Raw genomic sequence first — 2,173 nt, 5'->3', positions numbered from 1 at the left:
TGAAGCTGTAACGTAATAACGTGTTGGTTTGCAGTGCAAGGTATTTCGGTGTGCTATGGCAAGGGTGAGTGGGGTCGGTGGCGTCGGTTTGGCCGAGCGATTCGCGGTGTTGCTACCACATCTGAACGAGCGGCAGCGGCGGCTTGCGCTGGCGACGGAGGCGCGGTTGTTGGGACATGGCGGGGTGAGGGCCGTCGCCCTGGCTGCGGGAGTGAGCGAAACGACTGTGAGGAAGGGGGTTTACGAGCTCGAAGCCGGAGACGATCCGTGGCCGGGCGGCCGGATTCGTCAGGGTGGGGGTGGCCGTAAGAGCGCCGAAGAGCTTGACCCCCAACTAGTTCCGGCCTTGATGGCGTTGGTGGAACCGGACGAGCGGGGTGATCCGGAGTCGCCGTTGCGGTGGACCACGAAATCGCTGCGGCACTTGGCTGAGGAACTGACACGGCAGGGCCACTCGGTTTCGGCGCCGACGGTACGAAGATTACTGCGGGACAACGGGTTCAGTCTCCAAGCTAACGCCAAGACGCTCGAGGGTGAGCAACACCCCGACCGTGATGTCCAGTTCCGATACATCAACGAGCAGGTCAAAGCCCATCAAGGGACCGGTGATCCGGTGATCAGCGTGGACTCGAAGAAGAAGGAGCAGCTGGGCCAGCTGCCCAACTCCGGCCGGGAGTGGCGTCCCCAAGGCGATCCTGTCCGGGTGGTCGACCATAGTTTCTTCTCCGCACCCGATGCCGGGCAGGCGATCCCCTACGGTGTCTACGACCTCACCACCGACGCCGGCTGGGTCAACGTCGGTGTCGACCACGACACCGCCGCGTTCGCGGTGGCCTCCATCCGCCGCTGGTGGCAGGCCCGCGGCAGCGCCGACTACTCGCAGGCCCGCAGATTGCTGATCACCGCCGACGCGGGCGGCTCCAACAGCTACCGGTATCGACTATGGAAAGCCGAACTGGCGGCGCTGGCCGTCGAAACCGGATTGGTGATCACCGTGTGTCATTTCCCGCCCGGCACGTCGAAATGGAACAAGATCGAGCATCGGCTGTTCTCTCAGATCAGCATGAACTGGCGTGGTCGGCCGCTGACCAGCCATGAGGTCGTGGTGAACACGATCGCCTCGACCCGCACCCGCACCGGGCTGCGTGTGGACGCGCAGTTGGACACCCGCGAATACCCGATCGGGATCGCGGTCACCCGAGCCGAGGTGGACGCGTTGCCCATCCACCCACACGCCCAGCGCGGTGCCTGGAACTACACCATCGAACCCGCCGACGCCGCAGCCCTGGACCCAGGACGTGACCGGGAATCCGAACGCGCCCGGGCGGTGGAGCTGCTCGCCGACCCTCGACTGACCGGCATGACCCGCGCCGAACTCGATGAGCTGGCCCGGCGACTGGCACCGACCCAGGCCGCGCGTTTCGAGCAACGCTGCTGGCAGCAGCGCGGCGGCCCACGCCGCCGAACTCGCGGAGCCGGTGGCCGGCGGCTGCTGTCGCTCGCGGCGTCGGTGCTGATCACGATCGTCTACCAACGGCAGGTCTGCACCCAGCGAGTGTTGTCGGAACTACTTGCGGTGAACCCGAACTCGATCGGCGAGATCATCGCCGAGACCCGCATGCTGCTCGACGAGCACGGCCACCGCCTCACTCCGACCACGGGGTTGCGGTTCACCACCGTCGCGGACCTGCAGGCATTCCTTTGCAACGATCCCGCGCCCACGGCCGCGCCACCACAGCCGATTCCGGAAACTCTGTCCGACCCGGTCCTGACCGGAATGAGCCGCCAAGCCCTCGACGAGCTCATTGCCCGCCTGGCCATCCGCCAAGCCGCCCTGGTCGAACGCCGCCGCCACGCCAGACGCGGCGGAGAGCGCATGCCGGGCGCGCGAGGCGGGGTGTTCTACCAGAAGATCACCGACGCCGAACGGGTCCTGGCCACAGTGCTGCTTCAGCGCCGATTCTGCACCCGCTCCGTGCTGGCGGAGCTGTTCGGCGTCAGCCCGGGCACCATCCGCAACGCCGTACTCGACGTCCTGCCACTGCTCGAGCAAGACGGCCTCACCATCGAGCCCGCGCACACGCGCTATCGCAGCTCGACCGAAATCATCACCGCCATAACACAATCCAACATCCACACCACCGAATCGCCATGTTGATTCCTTACAGCTCCA

At 65.9% G+C, this 2,173-nt stretch carries 1 protein-coding gene; it reads left to right on the top strand.

The features are described 5' to 3' along the window. Positions 1 to 55 precede the first annotated feature (55 nt). The gene (locus ACWEKS_RS49115; protein WP_452346573.1) at positions 56 to 2,158 is read left to right on the top strand and encodes an ISAzo13 family transposase; all 2,103 of its coding nucleotides are present in this window, start codon (positions 56 to 58) and stop codon (positions 2,156 to 2,158) included. The last annotated feature ends 15 nt before the right edge of the window (positions 2,159 to 2,173 follow it).

Source organism: Nocardia sp. NPDC004711 (assembly GCF_053601595.1).
Note: the sequence above shows the minus strand (reverse complement) of the source record. Positions and strands in the feature narration are given on the sequence as shown.